General features: G+C 68.1%; 16 protein-coding genes and 1 pseudogene. 8 read left to right on the top strand and 9 right to left on the bottom strand.

All coding sequences use genetic code 11. From position 1 onward, the window contains the following. Window positions 1-11: 11 nt before the first annotated feature. Window positions 12-455: a VOC family protein gene (locus ABZZ74_RS17245; RefSeq protein ID WP_356765624.1), complete on the bottom strand. Its 444-nt coding sequence runs from the start codon at window positions 453-455 to the stop codon at window positions 12-14. Window positions 456-561: 106 nt separating this feature from the next. On the opposite strand from ABZZ74_RS17245, the gene ABZZ74_RS17240 reads away from it, so the two are divergent. After that, the gene (locus tag ABZZ74_RS17240; protein WP_356765621.1) at window positions 562-1,107 is read left to right on the top strand and encodes a CGNR zinc finger domain-containing protein; all 546 of its coding nucleotides are present in this window, start codon (window positions 562-564) and stop codon (window positions 1,105-1,107) included. A gap of 122 nt (window positions 1,108-1,229) precedes the next feature. Here ABZZ74_RS17240 and ABZZ74_RS17235 read toward each other — a convergent pair whose 3' ends face one another. Next, the gene (locus ABZZ74_RS17235) at window positions 1,230-1,601 is read right to left on the bottom strand and encodes a WhiB family transcriptional regulator (protein ID WP_356765619.1); all 372 of its coding nucleotides are present in this window, start codon (window positions 1,599-1,601) and stop codon (window positions 1,230-1,232) included. Between the two features lie 191 nt (window positions 1,602-1,792). On the opposite strand from ABZZ74_RS17235, the gene ABZZ74_RS17230 reads away from it, so the two are divergent. Continuing rightward, a complete protein-coding gene (locus ABZZ74_RS17230; protein ID WP_356765684.1) occupies window positions 1,793-2,077 on the top strand; it encodes a carboxymuconolactone decarboxylase family protein in 285 nt (94 codons plus the stop codon). Window positions 2,078-2,233: 156 nt separating this feature from the next. Next, window positions 2,234-3,046, top strand: coding sequence for a methyltransferase domain-containing protein (locus tag ABZZ74_RS17225; RefSeq protein WP_356765617.1), 813 nt, complete (start codon window positions 2,234-2,236; stop codon window positions 3,044-3,046). Window positions 3,047-3,387: 341 nt separating this feature from the next. On the opposite strand, the gene ABZZ74_RS17220 is transcribed toward ABZZ74_RS17225, so the two are convergent. Beyond that, the gene (locus tag ABZZ74_RS17220; protein ID WP_356765615.1) at window positions 3,388-4,470 is read right to left on the bottom strand and encodes a class I SAM-dependent methyltransferase; all 1,083 of its coding nucleotides are present in this window, start codon (window positions 4,468-4,470) and stop codon (window positions 3,388-3,390) included. Between the two features lie 325 nt (window positions 4,471-4,795). On the opposite strand from ABZZ74_RS17220, the gene ABZZ74_RS17215 reads away from it, so the two are divergent. From ABZZ74_RS17215 to ABZZ74_RS17200, 4 genes and pseudogenes are all read left to right on the top strand, one after another. Then, window positions 4,796-5,464 (top strand): Type 1 glutamine amidotransferase-like domain-containing protein, encoded by a 669-nt coding sequence (locus tag ABZZ74_RS17215; RefSeq protein ID WP_356765682.1) that lies wholly within the window; start codon window positions 4,796-4,798, stop codon window positions 5,462-5,464. Between the two features lie 363 nt (window positions 5,465-5,827). Next, window positions 5,828-6,065 (top strand): annotated as a pseudogene (locus ABZZ74_RS17210) (transposase); the annotation flags it as partial. A gap of 166 nt (window positions 6,066-6,231) precedes the next feature. Beyond that, window positions 6,232-7,173, top strand: a complete 942-nt coding sequence (locus ABZZ74_RS17205; protein ID WP_356765613.1) for an aminoglycoside phosphotransferase family protein — start codon at window positions 6,232-6,234, stop codon at window positions 7,171-7,173. Between the two features lie 648 nt (window positions 7,174-7,821). Next, window positions 7,822-8,034, top strand: a complete 213-nt coding sequence (locus ABZZ74_RS17200; protein WP_356765611.1) for a hypothetical protein — start codon at window positions 7,822-7,824, stop codon at window positions 8,032-8,034. Window positions 8,035-8,038: 4 nt separating this feature from the next. Here the strand turns inward: ABZZ74_RS17200 and ABZZ74_RS17195 are convergent, their stop codons facing one another. From ABZZ74_RS17195 to ABZZ74_RS17185, 3 genes are all read right to left on the bottom strand, one after another. Next, window positions 8,039-9,472: a hypothetical protein gene (locus ABZZ74_RS17195; RefSeq protein ID WP_356765609.1), complete on the bottom strand. Its 1,434-nt coding sequence runs from the start codon at window positions 9,470-9,472 to the stop codon at window positions 8,039-8,041. 100 nt (window positions 9,473-9,572) lie between these two features. Beyond that, a complete protein-coding gene (locus ABZZ74_RS17190; RefSeq protein WP_356765607.1) occupies window positions 9,573-9,920 on the bottom strand; it encodes a DUF1036 domain-containing protein in 348 nt (115 codons plus the stop codon). 25 nt (window positions 9,921-9,945) lie between these two features. After that, window positions 9,946-10,149, bottom strand: a complete 204-nt coding sequence (locus tag ABZZ74_RS17185) for a hypothetical protein (protein WP_356765605.1) — start codon at window positions 10,147-10,149, stop codon at window positions 9,946-9,948. Window positions 10,150-11,274: 1,125 nt separating this feature from the next. Between ABZZ74_RS17185 and ABZZ74_RS17180 the strand changes: the two genes are divergently transcribed. Then, window positions 11,275-11,577: a TetR family transcriptional regulator C-terminal domain-containing protein gene (locus tag ABZZ74_RS17180; protein ID WP_356765603.1), complete on the top strand. Its 303-nt coding sequence runs from the start codon at window positions 11,275-11,277 to the stop codon at window positions 11,575-11,577. Window positions 11,578-11,671: 94 nt separating this feature from the next. Here the strand turns inward: ABZZ74_RS17180 and ABZZ74_RS17175 are convergent, their stop codons facing one another. The 3 genes from ABZZ74_RS17175 to ABZZ74_RS17165 all read right to left on the bottom strand — a co-directional run bounded on the left by ABZZ74_RS17175 (window position 11,672) and on the right by ABZZ74_RS17165 (window position 14,988). Next, window positions 11,672-12,730: a CU044_5270 family protein gene (locus tag ABZZ74_RS17175; protein WP_356765601.1), complete on the bottom strand. Its 1,059-nt coding sequence runs from the start codon at window positions 12,728-12,730 to the stop codon at window positions 11,672-11,674. Then, window positions 12,727-13,284, bottom strand: coding sequence for an RNA polymerase sigma factor (locus ABZZ74_RS17170; protein ID WP_356765599.1), 558 nt, complete (start codon window positions 13,282-13,284; stop codon window positions 12,727-12,729). Before ABZZ74_RS17170 ends, ABZZ74_RS17175 begins: the two co-directional genes overlap by 4 nt. A gap of 1,119 nt (window positions 13,285-14,403) precedes the next feature. Further along, complete coding sequence (locus ABZZ74_RS17165; RefSeq protein ID WP_356765597.1) at window positions 14,404-14,988, bottom strand: DinB family protein; 585 nt, start codon at window positions 14,986-14,988, stop codon at window positions 14,404-14,406. Between the last annotated feature and the right edge of the window lie 264 nt (window positions 14,989-15,252).

Raw genomic sequence — 15,252 nt, 5'->3', positions numbered from 1 at the left:
TGCTTCCATGACTAGAAGAAGCCGCAGGTCGGAGCGGACTCGTTCGGGGCGGGTGCTCCTTCGGCGCCGGACGGCACCGAGATCTCCAGGCGCGTCCCGTCGGGGTCATGGAAGAAGATGCCGCCCGACGCGGAGTCCTCGCGGTGGGCCACCACGCCGTCGTAGGCGAAGTCGACGCCACGGCTGCGCAGGGCCTGCTCGTACTCCCTGACGCTTTCGATGGAATCGGTCTCGAAGGCGAGGTGGTGCAGCCCCGCACTGCCCGGGTCGTACGCGTCGCTCGCCTGCTCCCACAGTGTGAGGACCAGTTGCTGTCCGTCGCCGAGGAACACGTACCGCCTGCCCTCCTCCTTGCCCTCTCCGACCACCACGAAGTCCAGGACGTCGCGGTAGAAGGTGAGCGAGCGCTGGAGATCGGTGACATTCAGGCCGATGTGGCCGGTGCGCAGAGTCATGGCTCTCCCTTACAGACGTAACCGTTGAACATCACGTTAATGGTTAGAATCGGAAGGAGTCAACCGGTCACATAGACTTCAGGGGTTAGCCCGGAAGGAGTCGACCATGTCCGCCACCGTCCACGACCCGCGCCCACTGACCAGCGAACCCCTCGCGCTCGACCTGCTCAACACCCGCTGGAACAGCGATGGCGCCGTTCAGGACCTGCTCGTCGACACGGACGGACTTGCGCTCTGGCTCCAGGTCAACGGACTCGGCGGCCGGTTCCCCGCGGACGGCGCGACACTGCGCCATCTGCTCCAGGCGCGCGACGCGCTGGCGAAGGCCGTGGCCGGGACGCTTACGAAAGACAGGGCGGAGGCAGTCGACGCGGTTCTCGGGCACGGTCGGATCCGCGCCACCCTCACCGCCGACGGACCCGGTGAGATGCCTGAGTTCAGCGACCCTTCCTGGGCGCCGGCCTGGCTGGCGGCGCGCAACTACCTGGAACTGCTCGCCGCCGCTCCGGACCGAATCCGCGCCTGTGCACACGAGGCGTGCATCCTGCACTTCTACGACACCTCCCGCAACGGCACGCGCCGCTGGTGCTCCATGGCGGCCTGCGGCAACCGCGCGAAGGCATCGCGGCACTACAGCCGCTCGAAGAGATGACGTACGACTGCTGAAGCCGTCGGCGCGGGATGGGTTGCTGGGGATGCGAGAACCGGTGAAGGCACTCGCCCGCGCGGCGCTGCCTCCAGCCGACTCAGGAGCTCTCGCCCGCCGCAGCACGCTCACCACCCATGCGGCCCCCTCCCGTCGTCGAGTGGCCGCCGTGTGTCGCCGTCGCTGTCGGCGTCCGCTGCCTCTCGCCTGCGCAGATAGGTCGGCGACGCCGGAGTTTCGGCGCAGGCGCGTCTGAGGGCACGGCGCTGGGCGGCCGTCGTGGCGCCCCAGATACCGTCGTCCTCACCGTGCTCGACGGCCCAAGTGCGGCAGCTCAACAGCACGGGACAGCGGCGGCACACCGCCATGGCGGCCCGGGCTTCCGCGCCAGGGGCGAGGGTGTCGGACAGCGGAAAGAAGATCTCGGGGTTCTCACCGAGGCAGGCTGCGCGATCACGCCAGTTCGGATTCGGGGTCGCACAGTGGTGGTGTTCGGCCATCGCATGCCTCTGCCGGCTCGCGGGCTCAGTTGCCCATGGTGACGACGCGACGCGTGTGCACGCCGCGCACCCGGCAGGGGTCGGCGTCAGCCTACCCAGCGGTAAGGGGAAGAGCCATAGTTCGTCACCATCTGAGTTGATCTGCCTGGTGCGCCTGATCTCTTCATGGGCACTCCGCACATGCGGGGCCGATTTCAAGCGCCTCGCCACGGTGCACACCTTCGGCGACGTGTGGCCGCGGACCGACGTTCTCGACACTCGCACCCCGCGCACTGACCTCCGTAACGATCGCCGCGACTCCGGGCACCCACGAACCGCTGCGCGGGCAGCTCGGCATCGCGCTCAACAACGGGCTCGCCCCCGAAGAGATCGTCGAGACATTCATCCACATCGAGGCCTACGCAGGCGCTGCCCGCGCCTTCGACGGCTACCAGATGGCCCAGCAGGTCTTCGCGGAAGCGGCAAAGCCGCAGTAGGCAGCCTCGATCCCCAGGCCGTCGAGGGCGCCGGTCTCGCCATAGCCCTCAGCGATCCGGCGGAACAGTTGCAGGGCCTCGTGCCAATCGGCTACGGATGAGCGCCTGCCCCACAGGATGGCTGTCGCGGCGGAGGCTGGTCCGGGGAAGGGGCGAATGGTGCAGACGGCATTTGATGCGTCCGAGCGGCGGGCGTGGGCGGGGCAGGCCGGTGCCTATGCTGCCGGCTTTGCCAAGCTCTGCGCGTACCCGGTGCCGAGGCTCCTCGACGCTGCCGGAGTCAGGGAGGGTGTCCGGGTCCTCGATGTGGGGACAGGGACGGGTACCGCCGCCGCTCTCGCATGTGAGCGGGCAGCGAAGGTGACAGCAGTGGACGCCGAACCCGACATGGTTTCCCAGGCCGCGCTGGCGGCTCCGCAAGCTGACGTGCGGCTCGCCGCTTTGCCCCACCTCCCCTTCTCCGACGACGCATTCGATGTCACGGTCGGCAACTTCGTCCTCAACCATGTCGGACAGCCTCGGCAAGCCCTGGCGGAGTTGCGAAGGGTGACGCGACCAGGCGGGCGGATAGCCGTCACCATCTGGGCGACTCCCGCAGCCGCCGGGCAGACGCTCCTCGGTAGAGCGGTCCAGGCCGCAGGCGTTACCCGGCCGACCCACCTGCCGGCTCTCGCTGCCGAAGACGACTTCCCCCGTACTGAACAGGGCCTCTCCGTGTTGCTCGGGGAGGCGGGGCTGATGGACGTCGTCTGCGACACAGTGACCTGGGACCACCAGACGACGCCCGAGGAGTGGTGGAGCGGACCAGCCGCCGGGGTGGCGACGATAGGCCAGATCGTGACGAGTCAGCCCCCGGTGGTCATTGACGAGATCAAAAACCACTTCGAGGCGTTGTGCGCGGAGTTCACCGGTCCGGACCGTGTATTGAGCTTGCCGCACGCAGCCCTGATCGCACATGGCCAGGCTTGACTGGCTGTCTGCTGGACCTCGAAGTCCGAGGCTCGTCGTACGTCTCGGGCGAGCGCTGCTTCGGGTGAGCGGCGTGCGATGCTGGCAGCCGACGAAGACGCGCTGCGGACTGGACACGCCAGGCGTATCGCAAGGAGCTGGAGTCGATCAGCCGGGCCCTGGTAGCGATGGCGAACCCGGTGGGTCCGGCCGTGGGCCGTGCCACCGGCACCCTGCTGGACGCCGACTTCCAGCTGCCGGCCGCCACGGACCTGCGGACGCAGATCTTGGGCGGGGTATTGGCGTTGACATCACCGGCGCAGACCCAGATGGCGCGTCGTGGCGCATCCACGAGATACGACTCAGCTCTTCGTCGCAACGTAGTAGACGTTGATCGGGTCGCCCTCCACGGCCTCGACGTCGACGGTCCCGAAACCGGCCTCCTTCAGCATCCGCACTGCCGTCTCCTGTCCCCACACGGTGCCCAGGCCGGCTCCGCCCGTGCTGAGCGAGGTCGTCATGCAGTAGAAGACGGAGAATCCGTAGAGCGCCGGCCCGAAGGGGTGCGCGATGTTCTCCTCCAGCCTGCTGGACGCGGCGATGTCGCCCATCAGGAACGTGCCGCCCGCACGAAGGGCTCGCGCGATCGCCGCCAGTGTCTCCGCCGGCCGGGCCAGGTCGTGGATCACGTCGAAGGCCGTGATGAGGTCGTACTCACCGGTGATCTGCGTCGAATCGGCCAGTATGTAGCGGAGGTTGTCCAGCCCGGCACGAGCCGCCTGGGCGCGCGCGGTCTCGATGCCGGCCTCCGACTGGTCCAGGCCGTGGAAGCGGCTGGCCGGGAAGGCGCGGGCCAGCACCAGAGGGGCGTGCCCTTGCCCGGTGCCCACGTCGAGCACGTCGATGCCGGCGCGCAGCCGCTCATCGAGTCCGGGGACCAGCGGCACGATCGTGTCCACCAGCGCCAGGTCGTAGACACGGGCGGTCTCCTCGGCCTGCAGGGACTGGAAGCGTGGATAGGCGGAGTACGGTACGCCGCCGCCCTCGCGGAAGCAGCGCACCACCTGCTGCTCGACCTCGCCCATGAGACCGATGTAGGGCATCATCCCGGCCAGGTTGTCCGGTCCCGCCGCGGTCGTGAGGGAAGCGGCGTGCTCGGGTGGCAGGACGTAGGTCTGGCCCTCCGGCTCGTACTCCACGAACCCGCCGACAACCATGCCGCCCAGCCACTCGCGCACATACCGCTCGTCCAAGTCCGCCGCCTTGGCGATCTCGGCGCTGGTGGAGGGCGGAAGTTCGGACAGGGTGTCGAAGAGACCGCATTGGTGGCCGACACTGGCCAGCACAGCGAGCGCGGCCTTGTTCAGGACATCGACGACTTCGCCCGCAAACGCCTCCTGCTTGGCGGGGTCCAGGGAAACCTGCTGCCTGTCAAGAGTGGACATGATCACTCCTTGCGCCTTAGCGGCCGCGGTGCACCGGAAAACCCGATGCCCCATATGTCACACTACGCCCCGCACAAAGCCATGAATCTTACGAAGCGAGGACGCCCGCCCCACGCTGACCCGGGGCTAACGCCGCCTCGACGCCGTCACGCACGAGGAGTGGGATATCAACGGCCGCCACGTGGTCCTCTCGTCTCCAACCAGGGCGGTGGTCCACCGACGGTGCCCTGGTCTCCCGTGCCAGTCGCAGATGCAGATGTGCCGTGACGGCACCGGTGAATTCGGGCTCGTTGCGCGCGTCGGCCAGTCGTGTTTGGCTCGCCCGATGAACCTTTTGTTGACGGCCAGCGGCCTTCGCAACGCGACACTGCGGGATGCACTGCAAGACATGCTGGGAAAGCCGTTCGGATCGGCGAACGTCGTCTACGTTCCCACCGCATCGGTCGCCGAGCCCGGTGACCACGGGTGGTTCGTCGAGGACCTGAACCGGCTGCACGGCCTAGGCTGGCGGGAGTTCGACGTCCTGGAGCTGAATGGACTCCCCCGGCAGATGGTGCTCGACCGGCTGCTGCACGCCGACGTCATCTACGTCGAGGGCGGCAGCCACTACCACCTCGCGCGCAGCATCACCGGCAACAACCTGGCCGACGGCTTCCTGGAGGCGTTGGAGAGTCGGGTCTATGTGGGGGTCAGCGCCGGATCGATGATCTTCAGCCGTCATCTCACCGCGCACTCCGCCGACGTCATCGGGGACAGCGCGGACCTCCACGTGCTCGGTGCTACCACCGTGGAGCCGCCGTTCGGCCTCTTCGACTGGTACCTCAAGCCCCACCTGTACTCGCCGCATTTCCCTGAGCGGGACGATGCCTGGGCTGATCGCATCGTCGCGCGGGCGGACTTCCCGATCTATTTCATCGATGACGACACGGCCGTGCGCGTCAGCGACGGCAAGGTGAACGTCGTGTCCGAAGGCCGCTGGCGGTTCCATCCGTGACTCACCGCACGGCGGGCAGCCCTGCCCAAGGCAGAATCCGCTGGAGCTGTTGCGCCGCCGCGCCGCCGAGTTCTTCGCCGCCGAATGGGCGCGGACACGTACCTCGCGGGCACCTACCCCTCGGCGCCCGCCGCCCGTACAACCGGGTCCTCGGTTGTACGGGCCGCGGGCGCTGTCTGCGGGCACGAGGCCCGGTCATAGGTGTTGGTCGGTGGCCCGGGTGCGTTGGTACTCGTCCTGGCGTTCGTCGGTGATGTACGCCGGGATCGGAAAGTCCCTACAGCCGCGGGCCCCAGGGCCCGCGGCGTCCCGGTCCGGGGGGACCTCGATCACGGCGGGCGCCCCGGACTGGGAGAACTCGACGCCTGGCAGCGCTGCCGCGCACTACGTACGCAACGTGCTGGCCCGCGTCCCCAAGGGCTCCGCGGAGATGGTCGTGGCGACCATCCGCACCGTGCTCGCGCAACGCGACGCGACCGCCGTCGGACCCAGCTGAGCACGGTCGCCTGCACCGGGAGATGAAACGCCGCGCGGACGTCGTCGGCGTCTTCCCCAACCCCGCCTGCCGGGCGCCGTTCTGACCGAGGAACACGACGAGTGGCATCAGCCACCGCGGCTCCATCTCCGAAGGTTCTATGGCCCAACTCGCCGCAGCTACAACCCGGATCATCCAACCCAGTGGCGTCAACTGGACTCGCCAGGAGGTCGAGTGGCGCGACCTCGGGAGAGTGAGGCCTGGCCCACGTGCCCCGATACTGTTGCTTCACATGACCACCTCCGAGATCGAGATCACCGCAGACCTGGTCCGTGACCTCCTCCGGGAGCAGCATCCAGACCTCGCAGGGCTGGCCATCCATGAGGTCGCGGGCGGCTGGGGCAACCAAATGTGGCGCCTCGGGGACGAGTTGGCCGTGCGCATGCAACGCATGGACCCCACCCCGGAACTCCAGCTCAAGGAGCGCCGGTGGCTACCGGTGCTTGCCCCGCACCTGCCGCTCCCGGTGCCGACACCGGTGCGGTTCGGTGAACCGTCCGATCGCTTCCCCAAGCACTGGACGGTGATGACGTGGGTTCCCGGTGAGCCGCTGGACCACGGCTCGATCAGCCGCGGCGACCACGCGGCCGACACACTGGCGGGCTTTCTCCGGGCGCTCCACGTGGAGGCGCCTGCCGAAGCGCCGACCAGCTCGGACTTCGGCACACACCCCAACAAGTGCACGGACGGCTTCGACCACTTCTTCCACGCCGTCGTTCCCGACGACCTCGCCGCCGATGTCCGCGCCGTCTGGGACGACGCTGTCGCGGCGCCGGAGTGGGAGGGTCCGCCGCTCTGGGTTCACGGCGATCTTCATCCCGCGAACGTCGTCGTCTCGGACGGAACGCTCTCAGGCATCGTCGACTTCGGCGCCATGTGCGCGGGCGATCCGGCGTGGGATCTCGCCGCGGCATGGGTGCTGCTGCCGGCGGGTACGGCCGCACGGTTCTTCGACACGTACGCGCGTGCGGACGAAGCGGCGATCCGACGTGCCCGCGGGCTGGCCGCTGTGAAGAGCCTCTTCCTGATGCTCATGGGGCAGAACGGGGACCGTGGCCTTCCTGGCGGCAAGCCGCACTGGGGACCTGCCGGCCGGGCAGCACTCGATCGCGTTCTTCAGTCCGATCTTGCAGGGAACCCGGGGTCTTCGGACCCGGGAGGAATTGCATCGTGATACCGGCGGCGCGGGAGCGCCGCGGGCATCGCTCGGTCATGGGCGGGTCGCCGAGTCACTCAGAAGTATCCGTGCGTATTGGTCGACGAGGGGTTCGAGGTAGTCGGCGTGGGACCCTTCCAACGCCGCGAGGTCTGCTGGACCTGGACGAAGGCGATCCTGTCGAGTTCGGGGAGCTGACCGCCGTCCGTCGCCGCGGAGGAGACAGTGACGTGGTGTCCAGGGGCTGACCGGCTTCGGGGTGCTCGACCGATCCACCGCCGCGCACCCGGCGCAGGGCGAAGTTGCGGTACGTCACGCGGGTCCAGCCGAGGTGGAGTTCGTGCGGGTGTGACCGGGTGAGGTTGGTGCAGGCGACGACGGCGCCGTCGAAAAGGGCGGAGTTGGTACGGGCCAGTTCGTCCCAGACGCGGTCTCGTGCCGCTCGGTGTCCGGCGGACAGCTGAGGTGGCGGCTCTTCGACGAGGCGGAGTTCGGTGGCCTCGATGACGTCAACGGATGGGCGCGTTGAGGGTGGGGGTACCGCCCCAGGCTGTCCGGGCACTCTGTTCAGACGGCAACGCGGGAGGTGTCTACGGCGTCGTACTCGGCGGGCGCATCCCCAGTCTCCGGCAGGCATCCGGCCGACAAAGGAATAAAGTGCATGTTATGGGCACAAATAGTCATGAAAGTCAGAACAGCGGCAGCGACGACGGGCACAGCGGCGAGGCCGAGCGCAGGGCGGCCGAGAAATTCATCAGCGATCTGCTGGCGCGCGGCGAGGCGGTCTTCGAGGGTCAGGAGCCGACGCCGAGGACGACGCATGTGATCAAGCGCGAGGACGACGGACGGCTCACCGTCCGTCGCCTGCGCTTCCGCTGACTCCTCAGTCGAAGCACCGCCGGACCAGGGCGAGGCCCTCGCCGGTCGCGCTTCGCGTGATCTCGTGGGTCTTGAGCCGGGAGGGGCTCAGGTCGGTGAACGCGATGTCGGTGCGGTGTTCCTCGGGCACGTCGACCCGGCCGCGGCGGAAGAGGTCCTCGAGGTAGGACGTGGCGACGTGCTCGGGGTCGGAGGGCCGCACCGAGCCGCCGGCGGGATCGGAACCCGCGATGCCGAAGCGCCGCTCCTGCGACGGGGCGGACAGCGTGAGCGGCTGTGTGACACCGTACGTCGCTCCGTGGATGGTGACGGCCGTCAGGCCCTCGTCGTCGCCACCACCGGGCGTTGCCTCAGTGATTCCAGCGCCTCGGCGTGCCACTTCCGGCTCAGTGACGGAGGCGGCGGCCTCCAGGGAGAGGATGCCGTGACGGATGAACGCCGAGCGCAAGGACTGGCCGTACGTGCCGCCGTAGCGGCGCTGGTCCGCGGCGATCATGTGACCCGCCACCTGGGCGTAGTAGGCGGACACCACGGGGGCGGCCACGACGGCGTCCACCAGCAGTTGCCCTGCGATCTCGGCCGCCCTGGCCAGGCCGGCCTGGTCCTGCAGGTCCTGCTGGCGGAAGATTCCCGCGACGATCTTCAGGAACGCGCCGCTGAACACCCGGGAGAAGGAGTGCGGCTCGCTGGAAAGCATGCTCGCGGGCTCGTTCGGCGACAGCAGGACCGGGTCGCGGTAGAAGAAGTTGTTCGACAGGTTGCGCAGGCAGTCCCGGTCCACCGCGTCCGGGTGGCCCTGACGGATGGCCCAGCCCAGTTGCTCGGCCATCCGCGACACCCGCGAGGACAGTTCCAAGTCGCCCTGGGTCTCGGCCAGTACGGCGATCCGCAGCGATTCCAGCGCCAGTGAGCTCAGCAGGGCGCTGATGTCACCGAAGGCCTCGTGCAGGGCGGCCGTCTCCGCGCTCGCCGTGTTGAACAGCTGAGGACGCAGGGCGTCGAGGACCGCATGCCCCTCCTCGTGCTGGACGACCTCGTTGCTCTCGCACGCCGCGACGGTGACGCCCGCGACCGTACGGCGGAAGAACCACAGGCCTCTACGGTCGTAGAAGGCGTTGAGATCGTCGCCCGCGTTGAGGTGCGCCGTGAGAGCCCGTCCGACCTGCGGATGCCACTGCGTTCCGGTCGGAACCAACGGACCCCAGGTCTTGCTGGCCCTGCTGAGCGAGTCGGCCGCCACCCAGTAGCGGAATGCCTCGGTGCCGGGCCCGGCACCGTTCGGATGCGGCGCGGCTTCCGCGATGGCCGTCGGGAAGGGCTGTGTGTCCAGCTGGGGGACGGGGTGCGGTACGGGCATGTTGACCTGCGGAGGAAAACCGGGGTCGTCCTCGTAGACCAGAACCGTCGGCACTGTCGCTTGCTGCGGTTGCACTGTCATGGCAGCTCCCTGTGAGAGGTGCGTGGCTACGGATGCGGAGCGCTTTAGGTGAAAAGCGCTCCCAGATACGGGAATTGACTGGCTGACGTACGCCGTCTCCTCAGGGAGTCAGCGTGATGGTGAAGTCGTCGGCGTCTCCTACATCCTGGAGGCGGTAGCCGATCTGGGTCGCGTCGGTGCTGCTGGTCCATTCGCACCACTCGAACTTCTCCGGCGGCACCATCCGAGCGATGTCCCCGGCCCAAAAAGCGCCGTCCGCGGCCTGGGCGAAGTAGCACCAGTAGCGGTTGACGTCGTCGAGGTCGGCGCCGTGAACAACCTTGCCTTCTCCGGGTGCCAGGTTCCACCACCCCTTCTTCGTCCAGTCCCCGCCGTCAGGGCAGTTGGGCGTGTACCACATGATCGAGACCGAAAGAGGCTGCGGGTATTGGCTGATGAATTTCAGCATGATTGTTCTCCTGTCCTTGCACGTTCTACGGCTGCTCCCTCAAGGGCCGCACTTCGGGTCCGCGCGATGTGCCTGCAGCCGGGTTCGGCCACTCGTGGGCACGCTCGCTCTCGACGACACCGGGACGGTGCACCACGTTCACCGACTTGCGCGACCTGCTGTCTTCGGGGGGCGCACCGAAGTCGGCGACCGCGTCCACCTCGACCGTGTAGTGGTTGTCATTCGCCATCGCTCATACCTCATCGCTTGTCTGAGGGACGGGATTTCTGGCAGCGGCTCACACCCGGATGACCACTCCTGTGCTCATCTCATCGGGCTGCGGCCCAGCGCTCTGTTGGGCCCGTGGACAGGCGCCCACCCCCACTTCTCTCCGCATCGCAGACGGCGGCGAATTGAGGGCGGGTTCTTTAACGGGTTATCCAACGCAGCGCGTATCGTGGGAAATTCACCATGGGTGCGTTCCGCGCACTTCCGGGAGGCGGCTGCGCTGCCTACTTCACCATCCCTCACCTGGATAGGCTCTGCAACCGGACCGGACCGGAGTACACCCTTTGATACGGTCCACAGGAATCCGGCTAAAGCTGTTTTGCAATCAACCGCCTGGGCGCACCGGGCCGTGATCGAAGGTGAAGCCGACGGCGTGGGCGGGGTGGGCGGGGCCGCACCGAGCGAGTTTCTGGTGGTGAACAGAGCGAGTTTATGGTGGTGCCACGTGGCCATCTCGCCTGTGCCACTCGGATGGCCCACTACCCGTGGCGGTGTTCCAGAGCAGTCCGCATTGTGCCCCAAGGCGCCACCCGCAAGGCCGGCACCCTGGTCGGCCGCACGAGGAATGCGTTCCTAGACGCGGCCAGGCGTCTCTCGCAGCAACTCGCGGTGAGTGACGAGGTCGATCCGTGACGCCCCGGGACCGGTGCAGCGCCCGAAACTGGGAGCCGCGCGGATGTCGGGTGCAGCGATGCCGAAGTCGGCCAAGCCCGGCACACGTACTCGCATCGAAGCCGTCGTGGCCGCTCGCCGCTCACATCTGCTGCCGTAGAAGGTCTTCGAGATCTTCACGTGCCCGCCTGGCACTGGTTCTTGATCGAGCCGCCCGGGGGCGAGAAGGGCGGCATTCTTCGTCGCCGCCACCGAGTCAGCGGTCGGCATCAGACTGCCCGCAACACCTTCGTGAGGTCGACACGGTGGCAGGGCCGATGCGGCGCAGCACCGGCCCTGTCTCACGTCACCTGCTAGAGGGGGACGAGTTGCCATTCCTGGTTGGTTGACGATCCGGTAGTAGCCGGTGGAGGGGGGTAGGGGTGCTGCTGGCGGTAGCCGGTGGGCCTTCCTCTCTCTGTGGCGCAAGATCGTCGTGGACAGCGACTTCCGGGCCGGCTGCCTCGTCCTCGCCGTCGCCATCGAGGAGCCCCCCGACGAGGAGTCGTGCGCCGCGCTCACGGCCGTGGCCGAGGTCTTCTCCGAGTGGGAAGGTCTGCTGGCCGACTCTCTGCGTGAGCGCGGCGCCGAGCCGCGAGACGCGGCACAGCTCGCGACACTCGTCGCCGTCGCCGTCGAGGGCACCGTGGCCAAGTGCCGCGCCAAGCGCAGCATCCAGCCCCTCGACGACACCGCCGAGCAGTTGCGGGCACTGATCCTCGGCGCGATCAACGACTGATCGAGCGCCCGATGCCCAGCCGCCCGGCCGGGGCCACCGCGGCGGCTGGGCCTCGGCGTCATGAACACACAACACGGGCTCCGCAGGCCGCCTTTCAGGCCACGCTTCCACGACCCGGCTGGGGAGCGGTGTCGGACGGTCCGGCGGAGAGGTACGTGGTGCGAATGACAGCGGGGCCGCTCTTCGGGTTCGCTTGGACGACCGTGCTGGCCTCCAGAAGCTTGGACGTCTCGGGATCGATGATCAGCCGACTACTGCCGCGCCCCATCCTCAGCTCGACAGCGGTGCCGCTCCGTCCGGCGCTGTCCTTGGCGCGCCCGACCAGCCGTACGTGCGGGATGTCGGCGAGGACCTCGAAGAGAGCAGTGCGCAGCCGGGGGTCGGCGGGTGCGTTGGCCAGCAAGGCGTCGATACCGTTGAAGAGTTGCTGGTCGGCCTCCGGTGCGCCGTCGCCGCCGCCGCCGAGGAGCCTCGCCCTAAGAGCCTTCGGCTCGGTCGGAAGTGTCTTCAGCTGATCCCAGGTAATCGCTTCCCCGCGGCCCGGAACCATGCCGCCGACGTTCCAGGATGTCAGCTCGTGCCGCCCTTTCCGGGCGACGTGATAACCGGCCGTGAACCGCGCACGCCCGTCGGGTGAGAGGGCCCAGCCATTTGCGAGCCCCGTGAACTCCATGACGCCGCCACCGGTGGACGTGCGGAGAAATCGGTTCCGGCTGAGCCACTCCGTGTCGGTCTCGGTCTTGGTCTTGGGCACCCCGCCGGGGACCGAAGGGGTCACCGACGTACGCGTCTCGACCTTCCAATACGGCGAGTTGGGGACTGACCCGGCGCCCGCGGTGTCCGCCATGCGGTGCAGGAAGCTCGCCGCGTCGGCCTCGGCTGCCGGCGGACTGCTCCCGATACCGACGGTCGGGTAGACGGCAGCACCGACCGCGATAGCCGCGACCGCCGCGGCGGAGCCCAGGACGCGCCGCCGGTTGCGGCGGCCCCGCGGGGACCTGAGGGTCACCACCGTCCCACTGTCCGTCGCGGCCGCGCGGACCGCCGTGCGCGCGGCGCTGACGACCGACGGACTCGGCGGCGCGACATCGCCCGCGGCCCGCAGACGGTCGGCGCCGGGAAAGTCGAGGACATCGACGTCGTGCTCGGTCATGCGAAATCTCCTGTCAGGGGAAGGGGTCGGGCGGGTCCGAGCGCCGTACGCAGCCGGGTGCGGGCGCGGTGCAGCCGAGAACGGGCCGTGCCTGCGGGGATGCCGACCACGGCGGCGGCCTCGGAGGGCGTGAGCTGTTCCCAGGCGACGAGCAACAGCAGTTCACGCTCCACGTGCGGCAGTTCGGCCAGGGTCTCGCGGATCAGCGGCGCGACCGCCGCGGCATCAAGCCGCTGGTCGACAGCGAGCCATGGATCACTGCTCTCCTCGCCTCCAGGGAGCGCTCGCCCGTCCTGTTCGCGTCGGCGCCAGTGTGCAGCGAGCACGTTTCTGGCCACCCCGAAGAGCCAGGTACGCGCCGTACCCCGGGCCACGTCGTACGTACCACGGCCGGCGAACGCCTGCAGCCACACCTCCGCCAGCAGATCGTCCGCGACTCCCGGTGCACGGCGCGCCAGATAGCCGTGCAGTGCCGCCGAATGCCGTACCACCAAAAGCTCGAACGCCTCCGGCTCCCTTGTCGAGCGGGCGAGTAGATCCTCGTCCGTTTCCACCGGACCTCCCGTCGTCGCCGCATGGACAGCGGCTTCACCCCGTACTTGTCGCAGTGGGCCTGGAGCGTTCGCTGGGAAGCGTGAGAGATGCGGCCAGGTCGACGACGGTACGGCGTCGGCGCTGCTCAAGCGGACAACCGCCCGGTGCGTTCGGAGAGCATCGGGCAGTCATCCGTTTACATCCCGCGTCACATGCCGTGCGATGGTTCCCCACCATGGGACTGCTCGCCCGATCATGCATGGCGGCGGCCTGCATCGCCGGCCTATCAAGACAGTCGTGGGCAGTCGTGGGCGCTCGTTGGCGCTCGTGGGCGCTCGATGCACGAGTACTTCCGCCGACCATGGAATGTGCCGCTTCGAGAGCGCCGCTGCCCCGATGTCCGTCTGAACGGCTACCGGCGAGGGCGCGCTGGAGCCCGGTGAAACGGCACGCGTCACCTTTCAGTTCCGCAGCAACCTCCTTATGCTCACCGGCCTTTCGGACCGCCGGATGGTCGAACCGGGCACGCTGGAACGACGGGTGGCTGGCCGCGTCCAGCACCGCCATACGGAACCTGGCACACGGCACGGCTGGGTCGCACCGGGCCGGCACGTCAGTTCGGGCACCGACCGGCGGCTGCGGTGCCGGACGAAGGCGTCGGGGGTGGGTGAGCCTCCGGCGGGGACAGCGGGGGGCGCCATGGAACGGTGCATCAGCCATCAGCTGCGGTCGGTCTTCTCGGCGCTGACCGCAGCGGCCGTCTGCGCCGCAGTGGCCTGGCCGATACACGGCCTTTCGGCCAAGTCCCCCGGGGACTTGGCATTCGGCGCCGGCCTGTTGGTCGGAGTCGTCGCCTTCTTGACGCTGCTCAAGGCAAGTCCGGTCAAGCACCTCAGCGAGGTGCGGCGATACAGAGTGGCTCCTCTCCTGACGGACCAAGCCGACCTGCCGACGGACGACTCCGTGCGCCGCCATCCCATCAGCCGGGAGTTGACCTTCATCCAGCTTTTGCTGTCGCTGCCGTCGGCAGTAACGGGGCGACCAGCTCCCAGAGCTCATCAGGAACCAGACACTGCGACAGATCAGCATTCACGGCCGGCATCATGCCGCTCGAACATCAAGTCACGTGGCACAGCCTTCTATGCCTTGACCGATGCGGCCGATCTGGCCGCCTGCTCGATCTTCGCGCAGTAGGCGTCGCGGGCTTCCTCATCGATCTGCACCTCGTATTCGGGCCGCAGCCCGGTTCGGCCATCGACGCCTTCGCGCAGGATGTCGGCGTGCCCGGCATGCCGGTTTATCTCGCCGAGGACGTGGACCAGGATGGCGAACAGGTTCGTGTTGGAATAAGGCTCCGGCCACCACGGCACGTGGCCGGGGGCGTCGAGGGGAAGCTCATTGATCGTCGCGTCTGAGTGTTCCCACGTGCGCCGGTAGGACTCGACAATCTGATCGCGGGTCTCGTCCGCAGTCGCCCACAGATCGCTGCCGTCATGGTCCTGCCACCGAGGCAGCGGTTCCGGGGAAGGGCGGTCGAAGACCTCGCCGAAGTACCTGGCCTCGACGCTGGCCACGTGTTTGACCAGGCCGAGGAGGTTGGTCCCGGTCGCTGTCAATGGTCGGCGGGCGTCGTATTCTGACAACCCGTCGAGCTTCCAGAGCAGCGCCTTGCGGTCCCGCAGCAGTCTCCCGTGCAGGCTGTCCTTGGCGAATTCATCGATCATGCGGCATGAGCCTGCCATGGACTACTTGCGGCCTCAAGATCCCGTACGTGGACGCAACGACCGGAAAAGCCGAAGCGTGGCCATCGCCACTGTCCTGAGCTGCCGCAAGAAGCTCGCGAAACTTGCCACATGAGACAACCGCTTAGGTCCGCTTTCACGCGCGCAGGCGTTGATCTCCACGTGCCCTCTCGCTTCGACCTCCCGCGGAACGCGAGCCGGGTCGTGCAATGCCGCGTGTAGAGGAACCGTGGGATGGCAAATGCA

Source organism: Streptomyces sp. NPDC006476, assembly GCF_040612015.1.
Classification (GTDB): Bacteria; Actinomycetota; Actinomycetes; order Streptomycetales; family Streptomycetaceae; genus Streptomyces; species Streptomyces griseorubiginosus_B.
This window is presented reverse-complemented; position numbering and strand designations above follow the sequence as displayed.

Excerpts from the sequence above, each read along its gene's own strand:
- ABZZ74_RS17215 (WP_356765682.1), top strand. The coding sequence starts at position 4,796 with ATGAACCTTTTGTTGACGGCCAGCGGCCTTCGCAACGCGACACTGCGG.
- ABZZ74_RS17165 (WP_356765597.1), bottom strand. The coding sequence starts at position 14,988 with ATGATCGATGAATTCGCCAAGGACAGCCTGCACGGGAGACTGCTGCGG.
- ABZZ74_RS17200 (WP_356765611.1), top strand. The coding sequence starts at position 7,822 with ATGGGCACAAATAGTCATGAAAGTCAGAACAGCGGCAGCGACGACGGG.
- ABZZ74_RS17195 (WP_356765609.1), bottom strand. The coding sequence starts at position 9,472 with ATGACAGTGCAACCGCAGCAAGCGACAGTGCCGACGGTTCTGGTCTAC.
- ABZZ74_RS17190 (WP_356765607.1), bottom strand. The coding sequence starts at position 9,920 with ATGCTGAAATTCATCAGCCAATACCCGCAGCCTCTTTCGGTCTCGATC.
- ABZZ74_RS17175 (WP_356765601.1), bottom strand. The coding sequence starts at position 12,730 with ATGACCGAGCACGACGTCGATGTCCTCGACTTTCCCGGCGCCGACCGT.
- ABZZ74_RS17185 (WP_356765605.1), bottom strand. The coding sequence starts at position 10,149 with ATGGCGAATGACAACCACTACACGGTCGAGGTGGACGCGGTCGCCGAC.
- ABZZ74_RS17240 (WP_356765621.1), top strand. The coding sequence starts at position 562 with ATGTCCGCCACCGTCCACGACCCGCGCCCACTGACCAGCGAACCCCTC.
- ABZZ74_RS17205 (WP_356765613.1), top strand. The coding sequence starts at position 6,232 with ATGACCACCTCCGAGATCGAGATCACCGCAGACCTGGTCCGTGACCTC.
- ABZZ74_RS17225 (WP_356765617.1), top strand. The coding sequence starts at position 2,234 with ATGGTGCAGACGGCATTTGATGCGTCCGAGCGGCGGGCGTGGGCGGGG.
- ABZZ74_RS17220 (WP_356765615.1), bottom strand. The coding sequence starts at position 4,470 with ATGTCCACTCTTGACAGGCAGCAGGTTTCCCTGGACCCCGCCAAGCAG.
- ABZZ74_RS17235 (WP_356765619.1), bottom strand. The coding sequence starts at position 1,601 with ATGGCCGAACACCACCACTGTGCGACCCCGAATCCGAACTGGCGTGAT.
- ABZZ74_RS17245 (WP_356765624.1), bottom strand. The coding sequence starts at position 455 with ATGACTCTGCGCACCGGCCACATCGGCCTGAATGTCACCGATCTCCAG.